Raw genomic sequence first — 17,686 nt, forward strand, 5'->3', positions numbered from 1 at the left:
GGCATGGACTTCGCGTTCAGCGACGAGCAGGAGCAACTGCGGCGCACGGTACGGGCGTTCCTCGCGGACACCTCGCCCGAGACCGAGACACGGCGGCTGATGGACACACCGGAGGGCTTCGACCGGGCGCTGTGGCGCCGGATGGGGACGGAACTCGGCCTCCAGGGGCTGGCCGTCCCCGAGGAGTACGGCGGCGCCGGGTGCGGACCTGTCGAAGTGGGCGTGGTCATGGAGGAGTTGGGCCGGGCGCTGGTGTGCGCGCCCTTCCTCTCCTCGGCCGTGCTGGCGACGACCACGCTGCTGCGCTGCGACGACGAGGACGCCCGCAAGCGTCTGCTGCCGGGGCTCGCCTCGGGCGAACTGGTCGGGACACTGGCCCTGACCGAGGACTCGGCCCGTTGGGACGCGACGGGGATTCGGCTCAACGCCCGCTCAGCGGGAGGGTGTTGGCTGCTGACCGGACACAAGACCTTCGTCCTGGACGGCGCCACCGCCGATGTCGTCCTCACGGCTGCCCGGACCGACGACGGCATCGGCGTCTTCCGGGTGGACGGCGACGCGGCGGGACTGACCCGCACTCCCCTCGCCACCATGGACCCCACCCGCCGGCAGGCCCGGCTCGACTACGACGACGTACCGGCGACCCGGCTGCGGACGCACGGCGACGGCTGGGACCTCGTCTCGCAGGTGCTCGACCGGGCCGCGGTGGCGCTCGCCGCCGAACAGGTCGGGGTGGCCTCGCGCGCGCTGGACACGGCGGTGGAGTATGCCAAGGTGCGGCACCAGTTCGGGCGGCCCATCGGTTCCTTCCAGTCCGTGAAGCACCTGCTCGCCGACGTCCTGCTCGAAGTGGAGTCGGCGCGTGCCGCCGCGCACTTCGCGCTGCTCGCGGCAGCGAACGAGGACCCGGAACTGCCCGCGGTGGCGAGCCTGGCCAAGGCGTTCTGCTCCGACGCGTGTCTACAGGCGACGGAACAGAACATCCAGGTCCACGGCGGCATCGGCTTCACCTGGGAACACCCGGCCCACCTGTATCTGAAGCGGGCCAAGACGTCACAACTACTGTTCGGGGACCCGGAGTACCACCGCGAACTGCTCGCGCGGCGCATCGGGCTGGACGCGGTCACAGTGGAAGGAACGGCATGAAGGTCGACGGCAAGCTCAGTGTGTGGGGTACGGCGGAGGTCGTGGAGGAGGCCCGGCACCACGAGAAGGCGGGCTACGACGGCCTGTGGGCCTCGGAGTCGCAGCACGACCCGTTCCTGCCGCTGCTGCTCGCGGCCGAGCACACCGAGCGGCTGGAGGTCGGCACGGCGATCGCGGTGGCGTTCGCCCGCTCCCCCATGCAACTCGCGTACACCGCCCACGACTTGCAGGCCTATTCCGGCGGGCGCTTCTCCCTCGGCCTCGGCAGTCAGATCAAGCCGCACATCGAGCGGCGTTTCTCGATGCCGTGGAGCCGCCCGGCCGCACGTATGCGGGAGTACGTGAGCGCGCTGCACGCGATCTGGGCCGCCTGGAACGAGGGCGAGAAGCTGAACTTCCGGGGCGACTTCTACCAGCACACGCTCATGTCCCCCTTCTTCTCGCCCCCGCCCGCTCCCGGGGGCGCCCCGAAGGTCTTCGTGGCCGCGGTCGGCGAGGGGATGACCAGGGTGGCCGGCGAGGTCGCCGACGGCCTCCTGGCGCACGGCTTCACCACCGAGCGGTATCTGCGGGAGGTGACCCTGCCCATCGTCGGGACGGGCCTGGAGCGGTCCGGCCGTACGCGCGACGACTTCTCCGTCTCCCATCTGCTGCTCACCGCGACCGGCCGCACCGAGGAGGAGCTGGCCCGCGCGATCGACGGCACCCGCCGCCAGATCGCCTTCTACGGCAGCACGCCCGCCTATCGAGGCGTCCTGGAGCTGCACGGCTGGGGCGATCTCGGTGACGAGCTGAACACGCTGTCGAAGTCGTCCCGCGAGGACAAGTGGGAGGCGATGGGCGGGCTCGTCGACGACGAGGTCCTGCACACCTTCGCGGTCGTCGCTGAGCCGGAGCGGGTCGCGGGCGAGATCAGGCGCCGGTACGGGAGTCTGGTCGACCGGGTGTCCTTCTACACCGCGTACGAGATCGACGCCGAGGTGTGGGAGCCCATCGTCCAGGAGCTGCACGGGAGTTGACGGTACGTCAGCCGAGCAGGTCCAGGACCGTCGTCATGGACCTGCTCTGCAGCAGATAGTCCTCGGCCTCCTGGAGGTGGAGGCGCCACAGCTCCTCGGCGGCCTCGGTCCGGCGCCCGGCGACCAGTTCGACGAGGGCGCCGTGCGCGCGGAAGCCCCGGCGGTTGGCCCGGATGTTCTCGGGGCTGCCGGCGTCGAGGTCGACGTGGGACCAGTTCGCCTGGTCGATGATGTGCCGGACCATGCCGTTGAGGACGCTCAGCGTCTCGTTGCCGGCGAGTTCGACGACGAGGGCGTGGAACTCCATGTGGGCGCGGATGAAGGCCGAGGGGTCGTCCATGAGCCCCTCGGCCTCGGCGACGGAGGCCCGGAGCCGCTCCAGGTCCCGGTCCGTGCGGCGCTGGGCCAGCAGACCGGCGCACGGCGCCTCGATGACCGTACGGGCGTCGTAGACGTCCTTGAGGGTCGTGCCGCGGTATTCGAGGACGACTCCCGCGTAGCGGGCGGCGACCGTGCCCTCGGGGACCTGCACGCGTGCCCCGCCCCGGGCGCCCCGGCGCACGCTGATCAGCGACTCCGACTCCAGTACCCGGAACGCCTCGCGCAGCGTCGGCCGGGAGACGGCGAACTCCGCCATCAGGGCCGTCTCGGCGGGCAGCGCCTCCCCCTCGGCCAGTTCCCCGCGCACGATCTTGCGGCGCAGCTGGGCCGCCACCAGTTCGGCCATCTTGGGGACCCTCACCGGCGTGTTCGCCACGGCATCCATCTCCTTCAGTCGCCTGGGACCGGCACGAAGTACGGCAGGGTGATCTCGTCGGTGAGAGGCCGGAAGTCCACGCGCACCCGCATGCCGATGGTCACGTCGTCCGGGTCGCCCGCGTCGACGTGGGAGAGCAGGGTGCCGCCCTCGTCCAGGTCGATCACGGCCAGCGCGAACGGTGTCTCGAAGCCGGGGCCGGGTGCGCGGTGGACGATGGTCACCGCGTAGACGGTGCCCCGGCCGGCGCTGGGCACGTACCGCCAGTCCGCCGACATGCAGCCGGGGCAGGCGGGTTCGGGCACCAGGAAGCGCAGCCCGCAGGCCGGGCAGTGCGGGACGACCAGGTCACCGCGCCGGGCCGCCTCCCAGAAGGGCCGGGACAGCGTGGTGGGCACGGGCACGGGGCGGCTCATCGGGTCCTCCCCAGGACGCTCATCTCGTAGTGCTGCGCGCCGGAGCCCGCGTTGCCGACGACCGCCAGCTCCGCGCCCTCGACCTGGTGGACGGCGGTGCCGCGCAACTGCCGTACGGCCTCGACGACTTTGAGTGTCATCTGCTGGGTTCCGTTCCACGCGTACGCCAGGCAGCCGCCGTCGGGATTGACGGGGTGCTTGCCGCCGACGGCGATGGCGCCGCTGGCGGCCAGCGGGCCTCCCTCGCCCTCGCCGCACAGTCCGAGGATCTCCAACTGCCTGATGATCTCGAAGGAGTTGGGGTCGTAGAGGGAGAAGACGTCCACGTCGTGCGGGCTCACACCGGCCATGGCGTAGGCGCGGCCGGCCGCGTCCCGGCCGAGTTGGCCCACCTCGCGGTACAGCGCGGGGTTGGCGTACGCGGCCTGGTGGTACTCCATGCCGCCGCCGAGCACGGCGACGGGCGGGTGGGGCAGGTCCCGGGCCCGTTCGGCGGTGGTCACCACGAGGGCGGCGCCGCCCTCGCCGACGATGCAGCAGTCCAGCAGGTGGAACGGGGTGGCCACCATGCGGGAGGCGAGCACGTCGGCGGCGGTGTACGGGCCGCGGCCGTACATCATCGCCTCCGGGTTGGTGGTGCCGTTGTTGCGGATCGTGGCGGCGACCTCCGCGAGCTGGCGGGCGGTCGTCCCGTACTCGTGCATGTGCCGGGCCGCCACCAGCGCGAACTGGGCCACGACGTAGCTGCCCCAGACGTCGGCGAACTCCAGCGGCACTCCCGCGCCGACCGGGCCCCCGCCACGCGAGACCAGCTTGCAGCCGCCGACCACGACCGTGTCGGCGAAGCCCGCCCGTACGGCCGCCGCCGCCTTCAGCAGGCCCCGCGAGCCGGCGTTGTCGAGCATCGAGTCGCTGGTCCAGCGCAGGTCCCGGCCGAGCATCCGCGCCCAGGAGCTGCCCTCGCCGGGCACCCCGCCCGGGCCGGGCCAGTCGACCTGGGCGCCGTCGATGTCCGCCGGGGTCAGCCCGGCGTCCTCGATGGCGCCGCGCACCGCTTCGAGGGCGAGGCCCATCGCGTCGCGGTGCGGGAGGGACAGGGCCTGCTCGGTGGCATGTACGCCGACGACGACGGGTTGCCGGTCGTTCACGGCGTCACCGTCCCGCGCCGAGCTGGTCGCCGCCGGGGTAGCCGCCCCCGCCGAAGCGCTCGTCGAGCGCGTCGTAGTCCTTGGCGAAGTCCTTGGTGCGCGGCAGCGCCTCGACGAACTCCACCGTCTTCGGCTTCTTGTACGACGCGATCCGCGCCCGGCAGTGCTCGACGACGTCCTCCGCCGTGAGCGCCTCGGCGTCCGGGTGGAGGACGACGACCGCTTTGACGTCCTGTGCCCAGCGCTCGTTCGGGACGCCGATCACGGCGGCCTCCTTCACCGCCGGGTGGGACTCGATGCAGTTCTCCACCTCGGCCGGGAAGATGTTCTCGGCCGCCGACTTCAGCATGCGGGTCGTGGTGCCGAGGAAGCTGATCGTGCCGTCCGCCTCGCGCCGGCCGAGGTCGGTGGTGTGCCACCAACCGAAGCGGAAACGCTCCTCGTTGATCTCGGGCCGGTTCCAGTAGCCGAGGTGCACGAGGTCGCCTCGCACACAGATCTCGCCGGCCTGGCCGACCGCGCACTCCTTGCCGGTGCCGTCCAGGATGCGTACGGCGGTGAGGGGCCCCGGCCGTCCCGCGCTGCCGGTGCCCGTGCCGCCGTAGGCGCCGGTCACGGCGAAGCCGGTCACCTCGGTCTGGCCGTATCCGCGGCCCTCGCCGCCGCCGTTGCGGGTGAAGCGGCTGGTGTCGGTGGGGACCGTGCCCTGCCAGAGGGGGGCGGCGACGCTGGCCCGCAGGTGCGAGAGGTCGTGACCCGCTTCCCTGTTCAGGGCGACGAGTTGGGCGATCGTCGGGGGCATGAGGTACGCGTGCGTGCATCGCTCCGCCGCCAGCAGGGGGAGCAGTTCCTCGGCGACGACCCGGCGGACGACGACGTTCTTGCCGCCGTGCACGAAGGCCGGGACGCCCCAGAACTGGTAGTTGCCGATGTGGAACATCGGTCCGGCGCCGAGGAAGGCGGTCTCCGTGCCGATGTCCCCCATCCAGGCGGAACTCGCGCCCATGGCGAGGAGGTTGCGGTGCGAGAGCATCGAGCCGGACTGACGGCCGGAGATCGCCGCGGTGTAGATGACCAGGAGCGCGGTGTCCGGGTCGATGTCGACGGCCGGGTCCTCGGCCGCGCCGGAGGCCAGGAAGGACTCGTAGGAGCCGGGGCCCTCGCTGTCGTGCCGCAGCCACAACGCCCGCTGGTCGCTGCCCAGTTCGGCCCGCGCCTTGGCGACCGTGTCGCCGATCTCCTCGTCCTGCCAGATCACCACCCGGGGGTCGAAGTCCTCGACCGCGAACGCCATTTCGGGGGCGGCCCAGCGCCAGTAGCCGGGGCACACCATGGCGCCGATCTTCGCGGCGGCGCCGAGCAGCTCCCAGATACGGAAGGAGTTCTGCCCCAGCCACAGGACGCGGTCGCCGGGGCCGACCCCGGCGACGGTGAGTGCGTTGGCGAGACGGTTGGTGCGCTCGTCCAACTCCGGCCAGGTCAAACGGACTTCGCCGTCCACGAGGGCGGTGCCGTCGGGGAAGGACCTTCGGTGCTCACGGATGATGTCGCCGAACGTCAGGCGACGGGCGGAATGCATGCTCTTGACTCCAAGGGCTTTCGGAAGGGGGCGGAAGTCGGAAGCGGCCGTGCACTCATCCAGGTTAAATAGCTAACCTATTTATCCAAGGTAGTCAATGAGTGGACCCGATGTCAGAGCCCCAGGGAGCGCCCGATGATCTCCTGCATGATCTCCGAGGTCCCGCCGAACACCCGCTGCACCCGGCTGTCGCGCCAGATCCGGGCGATCTCGTACTCGTTGACGTAGCCGTAGCCGCCGAACAGCTGCATACAGCGGTCGATGACCTGCCAGCCGGTCTCCGAGGTCCAGTACTTGGCCGCCGCGGCCTCCTCGGCCGTCAACTCGCCCTGGAACAGGGCCATGATGCAGCCGTCGACGTAGACCCGGGCGGCGCCCAGCTTGGCCTTGATGTCGGCGAGGGCGAACCGGTTGGCCTGGAACTCCCCGATCGGCTGCCCGAACGCCGTGCGGGTCTTGGCGTAGTCCAGCGCCAGGTCGAAGGCCCGCTCGGCCGCCGCCAGCGAGGAGACGGCGATGGCGAGGCGTTCGGTGGGGAGGTTGCCCATCATGTGGTGGAAACCGCGGTTCTCCTGCCCGATGAGGTTCTCGGCGGGGACGCGGACCTCGTGGAAGAAGAGTTCGGCGGTGTCCTGCGCCTTCATTCCGACCTTGTCGAGCTTGCGCCCGCGCTCGAAGCCCTCCGTGTCCCGCTCGACGACGATCAGGCTGATGCCCCTGTGCCCGGCGTCGGGGTCGGTCTTGCAGGCGACGACGACCAGGTCGGCCAGGATGCCGTTGGTGATGAAGGTCTTGGAGCCGTCGATCACCCACTCGTCGCCGTCGCGGCGGGCGGTGGTGCGGATGGCCTTGAGGTCGGATCCGGCGGCCGGCTCGGACAGCGCGAGCGCGCAGATCGTCTCGCCGCTGGTCACTCCGGGCAGCCAACGGGCCTTCTGCTCAGGGGTGGTGAGGTTCGTCAGATAGGGCGGGATGACGTCGTTCTGCAGCCCGAGCCCGATACCGACCGAGCTGGTGGCCGCCATCTCCTCGGCCATGATGGCGTTGTAGCGGAAGTCCCGGATCCCCTGGCCGCCGTACTCCTCCGGGAACTGCCAGCCGATGAGTCCGGCCTTGCCCGCCGCCGCCCACGCGGCCCGGCTCACCTGTCCGTCCCGCTCCCACTGGTCGGCGTACGGAGCGCATTCGCGCAGGTAGTAGGAGCGGGCGGTCTCCCGGAACAGCTCGTGCTCCTCGGTGAAGATCGTTCGGCGCATGCTGGACTCCACTCCGCTCAGGCATCTCGCTTATTTAGCTGAAGTAGTTATACGATAGCGCTGTATCGGCAGCCGGGCGAGGGAGGGCGCGTGAGCGTACGGGACAAGGTGGCACTCGTCACCGGAGCGGGCCGCGGCATCGGCGGGGCGATCGCCGACCGGCTCGCCACCCAGGGAGCCGCGGTCGCCGTCTGCGACCTGGACGCGGAGGCGGCCGGCAAGGTCGCGGGCCTGCTCGCGGAGCGGTACGGCGTGCGCGCCACGGGAGTCGGCGCGGACATCTCCGACAGCGCGGCCGTCCGCGCGGCCCTGGAGCGGGTGACCGCCGAACTCGGCCCGGTGGACGTCCTGGTGAACAACGCGGCCGTCGACGTCATCGGCCGGTTCGTCGACAGCGCCGAGGAGACCTGGGACCGGATCATCGCCGTCAATCTGCGCGGGACGATCACGATGACCCGGGCCGTCCTCGACCCGATGATCGAGCGGGGCGGCGGCCGGATCGTCCATATCGCCTCGGACGCCGGCCGCGTCGGCTCGTCCGGCGAGGTCGTGTACTCCGCGACGAAGGGCGGTGTCATCGCCTTCGGCAAGGCCCTGGCCCGCGAGGTCGCCCGGCACGGCATCACCGTGAACAGCGTCTGCCCGGGGCCCACCGACACCGCGCTGCTCGGGCAGGTCGCCGAGTACAGCCAGAAGATGTACGACGCGACCCTGCGGGCGATCCCGCTGCGCCGCGTCGCCCAGCCCGCCGACATCGCCGGTGTGGTGGCCTTCCTCGCGTCCGACGACGCCGCCTACATGACCGGGCAGACGCTCTCGGTCAGCGGCGGACTCACGATGGCCTGAGGCGGACACCATGCTGCGTGTCGAACTCCATGACCGGATCGCCGTGTTGACCCTCGACCGGCCCGAGCGGCTCAACGCGATCGGGTCAGAGACCGTGGACCGGCTCACCCTCGCGCTGAACGAACTGCGCGACAACGACGACGTACGCGCCCTGGTCGTGGCCGGGGCGGGCCGGGCCTTCTCGGCCGGAGCCGACATCGGTGAGATCGAATCGTTCACGGCACCACGGCAGTTCCACTCCTTCGTCCGGCGACTGACCGACGCGTACGCCCTGTTGGAGGACTTCCCCAAGCCCTCGGTCGCGGCCGTCCACGGGTTCGCCTTCGGCGGCGGCCTCGAACTTGCGCTCGCCTGCGACCTGCGAGTCGCGGAGCGGGGCGCGCGGCTGGGCCTGCCCGAGATGAAGCTCGGCGTACTGCCGGGCGCTGGCGGCACACAACGCCTGCCGCGTCTGATACCGCCCGCGATCGCCAAGCAGATGATCCTCACCGGCGAACCGATCGACGCGGAGCGGGCGCACACGGTCGGGCTGGTCAACGAACTCGCCGAGCCCGGCGAGGCGTTGGGCGTCGCCGAGAAACTCGCCGCCGCGCTGACAGCCGGGGCCCCGCTGGCCCTCGCTGCGGGCAAGCGACTGATCGACTACGGCCTCGGGATGGACCTGGAGGCGGCGATCTCCTACGAGCGCGAGACCGTCTCGGTGCTGTTCTCCACCGAGGACCGGGCCGAGGGCCTGAAGGCCTTCCGGGAACGCCGACCCGGCGACTTCCGCGGCATCTAGCAGGCGTTCCGACAGACAGGGAGGTGGGTTGTGCGGCCACTGGAGGGCATTTCGGTTGTCGAGCTGGGCATGTGGGTGGCGGCTCCGGCCGCGGCCACCATGCTCGCGGACTGGGGCGCGGACGTGGTGAAGGTGGAGGCGCCGACCGGCGATCCCAACCGCTACACGCTCCGGCACGTCGGCCAGGACATCGACAGCGCGCCCCCGTTCGAGACCGACAACCGGGGCAAGCGCGGGATCGTCCTCGACCTGCGCTCGGAGGACGGCAAGGACGTACTGGAACGGCTGCTGGAGCGTGCCGACGTCTTCGTCACCAACCTCCGCCCCGGCGCGCTGGAACGCCTGGGCCTGGCCCCGGACGAACTGCGCGCCCGCCATCCCCGCCTGGTCGTCGGCACGTTGACCGGTTACGGCTGGACGGGAGCGGAGCGGGACCGTGCCGGGTACGACGTCTCCGCCTTCTGGGCGCGGCCCGGCATCGCCGCCATGCTCAACCCGGCCGGTGAGCCACCGCCCGGCATCCGCCCGGGACTTGGTGACCGTACGGCCGCGGCGAACCTGGTCGCCGGTGTGCTGGCCGCGCTGCTGCGCCGCGAACGCACCGGCGAGGGAGGCGTGGTGGACGTATCACTGCTGCGGTCCGGCACCTACGCCAACGGGAACGACCTGGCCCTGCAGAACTTCTTCGGCAGGCGCGGCCGTACCCGGCACCGTACCGAGCACGAGTCCCCGCTCTACAACTCCTACCGGGCCGCTGACGACCGCTGGTTCTGGCTGGTCGGTCTGGAGGGCAACCGGCACTGGCCCGGCGTCGTCAAGGCGCTCGGCCGCGCGGACCTGGAGACGGACGAACGGTTCGCGACCGGCAAGGCACGGCGTGGTCATGTACGCGAACTGATCGCCGAGTTCGACGCGGAGTTCGCCCGGCGGCCACTCGACGAGTGGGCGGAGCGGTTCGACGCCGAGGGCGTGTGGTGGGCGCCGGTGCAGACGCTCGCGGAGGTGGCGGCCGATCCGCAGGCCGAAGCCGTGGGGGCGTTCGTCGAACAGCCCGGCATGGGTGACGCGCCGCCGCTGCGGACCGTGGCAACACCCGTCAGTTTCTGGGGTGTTGACGACAAGCCGCGCGCCGGGGCGCCGACGCTCGGCGAGCACACCGACGACGTACTCCGCGAACTCGACACAACCGGGAGGTAGCAGGTGGGCATCCTCGACGACAAGGTCGCCGTAGTGACCGGCGGCGGCCGGGGTCTTGGCCGGGCGCACTGCCTGGCGCTGGCCGAGGCCGGCGCGACCGTGGTGGTGAACGACCTCGGCGCCGGCGTGCACGGCGAACAGACCGGTGACTCCCCCGCCGACGAGGTGGTGGCCGAGATCACCAAGCTGGGCGGGCAGGCGGTCGCCAACCACGCGTCGGTGACGGACTGGGCGGCGACCGAGACCCTGGTCGCGGACACGGTCGCGGAGTTCGGGCGCCTGGACATCGTCGTGAACAACGCGGGGATCGTGCGCGACCGCATGCTGTTCTCGATGACCGAGGCCGAGTTCGACGCCGTGATCGCGGTCCATCTCAAGGGCACCTTCGCCTTGACCCGGCACGCGTGCGCGTACTGGCGCGAGGCGTCGAAGCGGGGTGAGCGCGTCACCGGCCGCGTCATCAACACCACCTCGGGAACAGGCCTGTTCGGCAACCAGGGGCAGTCCAACTACGGTGCCGCGAAGGCCGGGATAGCCGGGCTCACCGTCCTCACGGCCCTGGAGATGCGCAAGTACGGTGTCACCGCGAACGCGATCTCGCCGATCGCGGCCACGCGGATGACGGACGGCCTGTCCATCGGTGAATCATTGCGGGCCGTCGAGGGCTTCGACCCGCGCGACCCCGCCAACGCCTCGGGCGTCGTCGTCTACCTGGCCTCCGACAGCGCGTCCTGGCTGACCGGCCAGGTCCTGCGCATCGAGGGCAACCGGCTGAACCGCCTCCAGGGCTGGACCGTCGCCGGCGTCCACCCGAGCGCGTCGGGACAGGCGCTCTCCTACGACGAACTCGTGGACGCCGTACCGCAGTTGTACGGTGTCGCCCCTGCCGGGCGGGCCACCGGAGTCGGCCAGTGAGGACACGGGGCCATGACGTCGCCGCGCTCGTCCTGCGGGCGACGCTCGGCCCGATGCTCTTCGCGCACGGCTGGAACAAGGTCGCCGGGCCGGGCGGTCTCAAGGGCACGACGGGCTGGTTCGAGTCGCTCGGACTGCGGCCCGCCGAGGTGCACGCCCGGATGGCCGCCGGGACGGAGATGGCGGCCGGCGTGGGGCTCGCGCTGGGCGCGGCCAACCCCCTCCCGGCGGCGGCAGCCGTCGGTCTGATGACCGTGGCGGCCCGAACCGACCATCGGGGCAAGGGCTTCTTCGTCTTCAAGGGCGGCTGGGAGTACGTCGGTGTCGTGGGCGGCGCGGCCGTCGCCCTGGCCGCACTGGGCCCCGGCAGGTACTCACTGGACGGGGTGCTGCGCCGCCAACGCACGGGCGCTGGGCCCGCGTTACTGGCCCTGGGGGTCGGCACGGCGAGCGCCGCCGGGCTGCTGGCCGTGTGCTACCGGCCGGAGCGGAAGCCGGACGAGACACAAACAGCTGACTGAGATCACTTAGGGCAACAAGGGAGTCGACATGGACGCGGCTGACTTCAGCGCGGTGCTGTCCGAGGTCCGGCGCTTCGTGCGCGAGCGCGTCGTACCGCTTGAGGCGGAGATCGACGAGAAGGACGAGATGCCCGCGGAGATCCGTGAGGCGGCGAGGAAGATGGGCCTGTTCGGCTTCGCGCTGCCCGAGGAGTACGGCGGGCTGGGGCTGTCGATGCACGAGGAGGCCCAGTTGATGTTCGAGCTGGGGTACACCACCCCGTCCCTGCGCTCGATGTTCGGCACGAACAACGGCATCGCCGGGCACGTCCTGATGGTCGGCGGCACGGAAGAGCAGAAGGCGGACTGGCTGCCGCGAATCGCCTCGGGCGAGGTCCTGGCGTCGTTCGCGCTCACCGAGCCGGAGGCGGGTTCCGATCCCTCGACCCTGACCACCAGGGCACATCCGGACGGCGACGACTGGGTGATCAACGGGGCGAAGCGGTACATCACCAACGCCCCGCTCGCCGACGTCTTCATGGTCTTCGCCCGTACCGACCCCGACGCCCCGCGCACCCGCGGCATCTCCACCTTCCTGGTCCCGGCCGGCACCCCGGGCCTCACCGTGGCTCCCAAGGACCACAAGATGGGCCAGTTCGGCGCCTGGACAGCGGACGTGTTCTTCGACGACGTCCGCGTACCGGCGTCGGCCCTCGTCGGCGGCGAGGCCGGTCTGAACCGGGGCTTCGGCACGGCGATGGGCTGCATCGCGCACGGCCGGGTGCACATCTCGGCCCTGTGCGTGGGCATGGCCGAGCGGCTGGTCGACGAGTCCGTCGAGTACGCCCGCACCCGCCGCCAGTCCGGGAAGCTCATCGGCTCCTTCCAGCTCGTGCAGGGTCTGATCGCCGACTCCATGACCGACTACTACGCCGGCCGCGCCACGGTCCTGGAGGCCGCCCGCGCGTTCGACGCCGGTACGGACACCAAGATCGGCCCGTCCTGCACCAAGTACTTCGCCAGCGAGATGGTGTGGCGGGTCGCCGACCGCGCGGTCCAGGTCCACGGCGGGGCCGGCTATATGCGCGGGGTCGCCGTCGAACGCTTCTACCGCGACGCCCGCCTGTTCCGCATCTACGAGGGCACGAGCCAGATCCAGCAGGTCATCATCGCGAAGGCGCTGCTGGGCGAGGCGGCCCGGGGCTGACCTACGCCGACGACGAAGGCCCCGGGGCTGCCCCGGGGCCTTCGTCGTCGTGCATACCCAGGCTCAGATCCCGAGCCGGTCCAGCAGCCGCTCGTGGTAGACGGCGGGCCCGCCGAACAGCAGCTGCGAGGACTTCGCGCGCCGGAAGTACAGATGCGCCGGGTGCTCCCAGGTGAAGCCGATGCCGCCGTGGACCTGGATGTTCTCCATGGCCGCGAACATGTACGCCCGCGAGCAGCAGGCGTGCGCCACGGCCGCCGCGACGGCGAATTCCGCGGAGCCCTCGTCGGCCAGCCGCGCCGCCTCCCGGGAGGCGGCCTCGGCCAGCTCCACCTGGACGAGCATGTCCGCGCACTTGTGCTTGACCGCCTGGAAGGAGCCGATCGGCCGGCCGAACTGGTGCCGGGTGCGGGCGTGTTCGGCGCTCGCCTCCAGACACCGGCGCGCCCCGCCCGACTGCTCGGCGGCGAGCCCGACCGACGCGACGTCCAACACCTTGGCCATCGCGCGCCCGGCCGCCCCGTCCGCGCCGACGAGCGTCGCGGGCACCGCGTCGAACGTCAGTCGGGCCATCGCCCGGGTCGCGTCCAGGGTCTCCATCGACACGGCCGACAGTCCCGTGGCGTCCCGGTCCACCGCGAAGAGCGAGGGGCCGGCGACGGTACGGGCGACGACAAGGAGCAGATCGGCGGTCGTACCGTCGACGACGAAGGACTTGCGGCCGGTCAGTCTCCAGGCGCCGTCCCCGTCCGGGACGGCGCGTGCGGAGATCAGCGCGGGGTCCCAGGACCCGCTGTCCTCGGCGACCGCTAGGGCGGCCGTCGTCCGGCCGGCCGCGATGCCGGGGAGGTGACGTCCGCAGGCCGCCCGGTCGCCGGAGGCAAGCAGTGCCTGGGCCGCGAGTACGACCGTCGCGAAGAAGGGGGCGCAGAGCAGGGCACGGCCCATCTCCTCCAGTACGACGCCGAGTTCGACGAGGCCGAAGCCGTCGCCGCCGTACTCCTCCGGGATCACCAGGCCCGGCAGCCGCAGTTGGTCGGCCGCCTGCGCCCACACCGCGGGGTCGTAGCGCGGCTCGCTCTCCATGAGCTTGCGGACGGCTTCCTCGGGTGACTTGGCCTCCAGGAACTCCCGTACGGAGGAACGCAGTTCGCGCAGTTCGTTCTCGTCAGCGGTCATGACCGCACCTCCTTGGGCAGTCCGAGGACGCGTTCCGCGAGGATGTTCTTCATGATCTCCTCGGTGCCGCCGAGGATGCGCAACGCCGGTGTGGCGAGGAGGAGTTCGGACCAGGCGTAGGTGCCCCACTGCCCGGTGTCGGCGATGATCCGGGGGCCGAGGACGTCGGACACGAAGTGTGCGGCGCGGGTGAGGTTCTGGCCGTACATCAGCTTGGAGACGGACATCTCGGGGCCCGGTGTGCCGCCGGCGCGCAGGGTGCGCAGGGCGCGGGTGTTGAGGTGCCGGGTGGCGAGGGCGTCCACGAGGAGTTCCGCGAGCCGGGCGCGCAGGGCGCGGTCGTCCCAGGTCCAGGTGGCGCGCAGCAGGGCCGCGAGGTGGTCCGGGGACAGCGCGGCGGCCACCGGGCCCAGGCCCTCGCTGCCGACGGTCGCCCGCTCGTTCATCAGGGTGGTCAGGGCGACCGTCCAGCCGCCGTCGACCTCGCCGAGCCGGTGGTCGTCGGGGATGCGGACGTCGGTGAGGAAGACCTCGTTGAAGTCCGCGCCGCCGGTCATCTGCCGCAGCGGTCTTACCTCGACGCCGGGGACGTCCATCGGGACCAGGAAGGCCGTGATCCCCCGGTGTTTGGGGGCGTCCGGGTTCGTGCGGGTGAGGGCGAGGCCGATCTGGCTGTGCTGGGCGACCGAGGTCCACACCTTCTGGCCGTTCAGCACCCAGTGGTCGCCCTCCCGGACCGCCCGGGTGGCCACGCTCGCCAGGTCCGAGCCCGCGCCGGGTTCGCTGAACAACTGGCAGGCGATGGCGTCCCCGCGGTACATCGCGGGCAACCACCGTTCCTTGATGTGGGGTTGGGCGTGGGCGAGGATCGTCGGTCCGATCATGCCGAGGCCGATCACGCTGAGGACCCCGGTGTCGGCGACGTCGTACTCGGACTCGACGGCGTCGTAGAGCAGGTCGTGGACGGGGGTAAGACCCCGGCCGCCGTACTCGACCGGGCCGGTGATCCAGCCGAAGCCGTTCTCGTGGCGGATCCGCTGCCAGTCGCGCGCCCGCCGGACGTGCTCGCGTTCCGCCTCGGGCGGGAGGCTGCTGAAGTACGCCATCGAGTCGTCGCCCTCGCCCCAGACGGGGGCGGTGCGGTCGGGGGCCTTCGGCGCGTGGGCGTCGAGGAAGGCGCGTGCCTCGGCCGCGAAGTCCTGCATGTCGTCTGCCATGTCCGCTCTGCCCTCAGGTACTCAGGATGGTGACCGCGGACACGCCCGGCGCGCCGTACAGGTGGGTGTAGCCGACGCGGGGTGTGCCGGGGATCTGTCGGTCTCCCGCCGTGCCGCGCAGTTGGAGGACGATCTCGTGGATCTGGCGCAGTCCGGACGCGCCGATCGGTTCGCCGTTGCCGAGGAGTCCGCCGTCGGTGTTGACCGGGAGTCTGCCGCCGATCTCGGTGGCGCCCTTGGCGATGAGGCGTTCCTGCTCGCCGTCCTTGCAGAGGCCGTTCTCGGCCATGTGGATGACCTCCGATCCGGCGTCGGTGTCCTGGAGTTGGGCGACGTCGACGTCCTCGGGACCGATGCCCGCGCGTTCGTACGCCTCTCGGGAGGCGTCCACCGTCGGGCTCGCGACGACCTCCCCGACCGGGAACGACGGGCTCTGCACCTCGAAGGCGCCGAGCCGGCGGCTGCGCAGGGCGGTGGACCGGATCCGTACGGGTTTCCCGGTGTACTTGTGGGCCTGGTCGGCCCGGCACAGCACGAGGGCCGCCGCGCCTTCGTCCGGGCCGCAGTACATGTACTGGCGGAGGGGGTGGTTGAGGACCGGGGAGGCCAGAATCTCCTCCATGGTCAGGGGAGTTCGGCGCCAGGCCTTCTCGTTCCGGGCCGCGTTGCCGAAGTTCTTGGCCGCGACGCGCGCGAGGGTCTCGTGGGAGATGCCGTGGTCGTGCATATAGCGGTTGATCTTCATGCCGAAGAAGTGGGTGGTGAGGAAGAGGCCGGTCTGTCCGTACCAGGAGGGGAGGCCGGCGACGGACGGGTCGGCGGCGAACGCCCCGCGCGGATGCTTGTCCAGGCCGATCGCGATGGTCAGGTCGTGCTCGCCGGTCTCGATGGCGCGGGCGGCCAGCGCCACCGAAGTACCGGCCGTGGCACAGCCGTTGAACACCCCGCGCAGGGGGACGCTGGTCAGACCGAGCCGGGCGACGATGGCGTCCGGGTTGGCGACCTCGTAGCTGCCGACGTAACCGCCCTGGATCTGCGGCCAGTTGACGCCCGCGTCGGCGAGCGCGAGCCGTACGGCGTCCGCGCCCATGTCCAGTGCGGGCTTCCCGGGGAACCGGCCGAAGGGGTGCAGCCCCACGCCGATGATCACGGCCTCTGTCACGGTGTCTCCTCCTCGGCCGGGGCGAACGCGAACGTCACGATCTCGGTGCCGTCGTCCCGCACGGTGTACGGCACGAGCGTCAGCCGCATCTCCTGCCCGATCCTGAGCTTTGCCGGGTCGGGTTCGGTCAGGCGGGCCTCGACCAGCAGGTCGCCGGGGAGTTCGATGTAGCCGACCGCGTACGGCTCGAAGGCCTCGGGGCCGTCGTACGGCGGGGACGGCGGACGGAAGTCCTGGGTGGTGTACGTCCAGAGCGTCCCGCGTTCCGCCAGGAGCCGTTCCTTGGACTCCGTGCTCGCGCACCGGACGCAGTCCGCGGCGGCGGGGAAACTCACCAGTCCGCAGGCCGTGCATTCGGAACCGATGAGACGAAGAGGTGTGCTGTCGGCGGGCGGCCAGGTGAACAGGCCTTCAGCGACGGGTTTTTGAGTGGTCGTCATGTCTTCATGCCCCGTTCCGGTTGCCCAGGGCGTCGGCGTTCGGCGCCGCCTTGGCCACCAGGTTCGGGACGACGGAGGTCAGTTCCTCGGGTGTCCAGCGCGACTCCGCGCTCGCGCCGGGGCCGTTGACCCAGCCCTCCAGCACCGTGATGCGATTGCCGACGACGCCGAAGACCCGGCCGGTGACCTCGCGCGAGGCGGCCGAGCCGAGCCACACGACGAGCGGGGAGATGGCTTCGGGGGTGAGGTCCTGGGCCTCGGCTGCCTGTCGCATCATCTCGATGTCCTCGGTGAGCCGGGTGAGCGCGGTGGGCGCGATGGCGTTCACCGTCACGCCGTAGCGGGCGAGTTCGGCCGCGGCGATGACGGTGAGGCTCGCGATGCCGGCCTTGGCCGAGCCGTAGTTGGACTGGCCGGGGTTGCCGAAGATGCCGGACGGGGAGGTCGTGTTGATCACGCGGGCGTCGTTGTCGTGGCCGCACTTGGCGCGTTCGCGCCAGTACGCGGCGGCGTGGTGCAGGGTGGCGAAGCTGCCCTTGAGGTGGACGGCGATCACACTGTCCCAGTCCCGCTCGGTCATCGACACGATCATCCGGTCCCGCAGGATGCCGGCGTTGTTGACCAGGACGTCCAGGCCGCCGTAGGTGTCGACAGCCTGTCGGACGAGCCGGCCGGCGCCGTCCCAGGCGGAGATGTCGTCCGTGTTGGCCACCGCCTCGCCGCCGGCCGCGACGATCTCGTCGACCACGGTCTGGGCGGGCCCGGCCGAGGCTTCTCCTCCGCCGTCCCGTGCGCCGCCCAGGTCGTTGACGACGACCTTCGCGCCGTGCGCGGCGAACGCCAGGGCGTGTGCCCGGCCGATCCCGTTGCCGGCGCCGGTGACGACCACGACCCGGCCGTCGACCACTCCTTCGGACATCC

General features: G+C 71.4%; 18 protein-coding genes. 8 read left to right on the forward strand and 10 right to left on the reverse strand.

Annotated elements, in window-relative coordinates:
- The first annotated feature begins 3 nt into the window (after window positions 1-3).
- Window positions 4-1,146: an acyl-CoA dehydrogenase family protein gene (locus ACIQBL_RS19085; protein WP_401943106.1), complete on the forward strand. Its 1,143-nt coding sequence runs from the start codon at window positions 4-6 to the stop codon at window positions 1,144-1,146.
- Window positions 1,143-2,165 carry an LLM class F420-dependent oxidoreductase gene (locus ACIQBL_RS19090; RefSeq protein ID WP_401943109.1) on the forward strand — a complete coding sequence of 341 codons (1,023 nt, stop codon included), beginning with the start codon at window positions 1,143-1,145 and terminating at the stop codon, window positions 2,163-2,165. Before ACIQBL_RS19085 ends, ACIQBL_RS19090 begins: the two co-directional genes overlap by 4 nt.
- A 7-nt stretch (window positions 2,166-2,172) precedes the next feature.
- Here ACIQBL_RS19090 and ACIQBL_RS19095 read toward each other — a convergent pair whose 3' ends face one another.
- From ACIQBL_RS19095 to ACIQBL_RS19115, 5 genes are all read right to left on the reverse strand, one after another.
- Window positions 2,173-2,931 carry a FadR/GntR family transcriptional regulator gene (locus ACIQBL_RS19095; RefSeq protein WP_401728396.1) on the reverse strand — a complete coding sequence of 253 codons (759 nt, stop codon included), beginning with the start codon at window positions 2,929-2,931 and terminating at the stop codon, window positions 2,173-2,175.
- A gap of 5 nt (window positions 2,932-2,936) precedes the next feature.
- Window positions 2,937-3,338, reverse strand: coding sequence for a Zn-ribbon domain-containing OB-fold protein (locus ACIQBL_RS19100; RefSeq protein ID WP_401943113.1), 402 nt, complete (start codon window positions 3,336-3,338; stop codon window positions 2,937-2,939).
- On the reverse strand, window positions 3,335-4,486 hold the full coding sequence (locus ACIQBL_RS19105; RefSeq protein ID WP_401943115.1) for a thiolase family protein: 1,152 nt from the start codon (window positions 4,484-4,486) through the stop codon (window positions 3,335-3,337). Before ACIQBL_RS19105 ends, ACIQBL_RS19100 begins: the two co-directional genes overlap by 4 nt.
- A gap of 4 nt (window positions 4,487-4,490) precedes the next feature.
- Entirely contained in the window at window positions 4,491-6,065 is a 1,575-nt protein-coding gene (locus ACIQBL_RS19110; protein WP_401943118.1) for an AMP-binding protein, read from the reverse strand.
- A 113-nt stretch (window positions 6,066-6,178) separates the two neighbouring features.
- Window positions 6,179-7,321 carry an acyl-CoA dehydrogenase family protein gene (locus ACIQBL_RS19115; RefSeq protein WP_401943120.1) on the reverse strand — a complete coding sequence of 381 codons (1,143 nt, stop codon included), beginning with the start codon at window positions 7,319-7,321 and terminating at the stop codon, window positions 6,179-6,181.
- Between the two features lie 90 nt (window positions 7,322-7,411).
- Between ACIQBL_RS19115 and ACIQBL_RS19120 the strand changes: the two genes are divergently transcribed.
- The 6 genes from ACIQBL_RS19120 to ACIQBL_RS19145 are packed head-to-tail and all read left to right on the forward strand — an operon-like array spanning window position 7,412 to window position 12,767.
- Window positions 7,412-8,167 carry an SDR family NAD(P)-dependent oxidoreductase gene (locus ACIQBL_RS19120; protein ID WP_401943123.1) on the forward strand — a complete coding sequence of 252 codons (756 nt, stop codon included), beginning with the start codon at window positions 7,412-7,414 and terminating at the stop codon, window positions 8,165-8,167.
- Window positions 8,168-8,177: 10 nt separating this feature from the next.
- The gene (locus tag ACIQBL_RS19125; RefSeq protein WP_401943125.1) at window positions 8,178-8,948 is read left to right on the forward strand and encodes an enoyl-CoA hydratase/isomerase family protein; all 771 of its coding nucleotides are present in this window, start codon (window positions 8,178-8,180) and stop codon (window positions 8,946-8,948) included.
- Window positions 8,949-8,978: 30 nt separating this feature from the next.
- Window positions 8,979-10,145, forward strand: a complete 1,167-nt coding sequence (locus ACIQBL_RS19130) for a CaiB/BaiF CoA transferase family protein (protein ID WP_401943128.1) — start codon at window positions 8,979-8,981, stop codon at window positions 10,143-10,145.
- A 3-nt stretch (window positions 10,146-10,148) separates the two neighbouring features.
- Window positions 10,149-11,060, forward strand: a complete 912-nt coding sequence (locus ACIQBL_RS19135; protein ID WP_401943130.1) for an SDR family NAD(P)-dependent oxidoreductase — start codon at window positions 10,149-10,151, stop codon at window positions 11,058-11,060.
- Entirely contained in the window at window positions 11,057-11,581 is a 525-nt protein-coding gene (locus tag ACIQBL_RS19140) for a DoxX family protein (protein ID WP_401943133.1), read from the forward strand. The genes ACIQBL_RS19135 and ACIQBL_RS19140 overlap by 4 nt, the downstream gene beginning before the upstream one ends.
- A 28-nt stretch (window positions 11,582-11,609) precedes the next feature.
- The gene (locus ACIQBL_RS19145; protein WP_401943135.1) at window positions 11,610-12,767 is read left to right on the forward strand and encodes an acyl-CoA dehydrogenase family protein; all 1,158 of its coding nucleotides are present in this window, start codon (window positions 11,610-11,612) and stop codon (window positions 12,765-12,767) included.
- Between the two features lie 63 nt (window positions 12,768-12,830).
- Here the strand turns inward: ACIQBL_RS19145 and ACIQBL_RS19150 are convergent, their stop codons facing one another.
- The 5 genes from ACIQBL_RS19150 to ACIQBL_RS19170 are packed head-to-tail and all read right to left on the reverse strand — an operon-like array spanning window position 12,831 to window position 17,684.
- On the reverse strand, window positions 12,831-13,946 hold the full coding sequence (locus ACIQBL_RS19150) for an acyl-CoA dehydrogenase family protein (protein ID WP_401943138.1): 1,116 nt from the start codon (window positions 13,944-13,946) through the stop codon (window positions 12,831-12,833).
- A complete protein-coding gene (locus ACIQBL_RS19155; protein ID WP_401943139.1) occupies window positions 13,943-15,163 on the reverse strand; it encodes an acyl-CoA dehydrogenase family protein in 1,221 nt (406 codons plus the stop codon). Before ACIQBL_RS19155 ends, ACIQBL_RS19150 begins: the two co-directional genes overlap by 4 nt.
- 13 nt (window positions 15,164-15,176) lie before the next feature.
- Complete coding sequence (locus tag ACIQBL_RS19160; protein ID WP_401943141.1) at window positions 15,177-16,325, reverse strand: thiolase family protein; 1,149 nt, start codon at window positions 16,323-16,325, stop codon at window positions 15,177-15,179.
- Entirely contained in the window at window positions 16,322-16,765 is a 444-nt protein-coding gene (locus ACIQBL_RS19165; RefSeq protein ID WP_401943144.1) for a Zn-ribbon domain-containing OB-fold protein, read from the reverse strand. Before ACIQBL_RS19165 ends, ACIQBL_RS19160 begins: the two co-directional genes overlap by 4 nt.
- A gap of 4 nt (window positions 16,766-16,769) precedes the next feature.
- Complete coding sequence (locus ACIQBL_RS19170) at window positions 16,770-17,684, reverse strand: SDR family oxidoreductase (RefSeq protein ID WP_401943146.1); 915 nt, start codon at window positions 17,682-17,684, stop codon at window positions 16,770-16,772.
- Between the last annotated feature and the right edge of the window lie 2 nt (window positions 17,685-17,686).

Origin of the sequence: Streptomyces sp. NPDC088350, assembly GCF_044753545.1 — a bacterium.
Taxonomy (GTDB): Bacteria; Actinomycetota; Actinomycetes; order Streptomycetales; family Streptomycetaceae; genus Streptomyces.

Excerpts from the sequence above, each read along its gene's own strand:
- ACIQBL_RS19085 (WP_401943106.1), top strand. The coding sequence starts at position 4 with ATGGACTTCGCGTTCAGCGACGAGCAGGAGCAACTGCGGCGCACGGTA.
- ACIQBL_RS19090 (WP_401943109.1), top strand. The coding sequence starts at position 1,143 with ATGAAGGTCGACGGCAAGCTCAGTGTGTGGGGTACGGCGGAGGTCGTG.
- ACIQBL_RS19095 (WP_401728396.1), bottom strand. The coding sequence starts at position 2,931 with ATGGATGCCGTGGCGAACACGCCGGTGAGGGTCCCCAAGATGGCCGAA.
- ACIQBL_RS19100 (WP_401943113.1), bottom strand. The coding sequence starts at position 3,338 with ATGAGCCGCCCCGTGCCCGTGCCCACCACGCTGTCCCGGCCCTTCTGG.
- ACIQBL_RS19110 (WP_401943118.1), bottom strand. The coding sequence starts at position 6,065 with ATGCATTCCGCCCGTCGCCTGACGTTCGGCGACATCATCCGTGAGCAC.
- ACIQBL_RS19115 (WP_401943120.1), bottom strand. The coding sequence starts at position 7,321 with ATGCGCCGAACGATCTTCACCGAGGAGCACGAGCTGTTCCGGGAGACC.
- ACIQBL_RS19125 (WP_401943125.1), top strand. The coding sequence starts at position 8,178 with ATGCTGCGTGTCGAACTCCATGACCGGATCGCCGTGTTGACCCTCGAC.
- ACIQBL_RS19145 (WP_401943135.1), top strand. The coding sequence starts at position 11,610 with ATGGACGCGGCTGACTTCAGCGCGGTGCTGTCCGAGGTCCGGCGCTTC.
- ACIQBL_RS19150 (WP_401943138.1), bottom strand. The coding sequence starts at position 13,946 with ATGACCGCTGACGAGAACGAACTGCGCGAACTGCGTTCCTCCGTACGG.
- ACIQBL_RS19155 (WP_401943139.1), bottom strand. The coding sequence starts at position 15,163 with ATGGCAGACGACATGCAGGACTTCGCGGCCGAGGCACGCGCCTTCCTC.
- ACIQBL_RS19165 (WP_401943144.1), bottom strand. The coding sequence starts at position 16,765 with ATGACGACCACTCAAAAACCCGTCGCTGAAGGCCTGTTCACCTGGCCG.
- ACIQBL_RS19170 (WP_401943146.1), bottom strand. The coding sequence starts at position 17,684 with ATGTCCGAAGGAGTGGTCGACGGCCGGGTCGTGGTCGTCACCGGCGCC.